Consider the following 242-nt stretch of genomic DNA (forward strand, 5'->3'; position numbering starts at 1 on the left):
AAAACCGCGGTCACCCGCCTGCTGGGCATCTCCTGGCGAAGTGTCGGGCGGATTGTTGATCGTATCGTAGAGCAACGGCTGAGTCCTGAGCGGTTGAACGGACTACGCTCCATCGGGATCGATGAGTTCAGCTACCGTAAGAACCACCGCTACATCACGATCATTGTGGACCACGTAAAGCGCCGCGTTGTTTGGACGGCAAAAGGGAAGAATGCCGACTCGCTGAGCGGATTCTTCGAGAC

At 56.6% G+C, this 242-nt stretch carries 1 protein-coding gene; it reads left to right on the forward strand.

Annotated elements, in window-relative coordinates:
- Positions 1–242 (forward strand): transposase (locus tag ACYQ2W_RS26915; RefSeq protein ID WP_459874229.1); only part of this gene is annotated, 242 nt, incomplete at both ends.

It is taken from the genome of Endothiovibrio diazotrophicus (genome assembly GCF_054657215.1).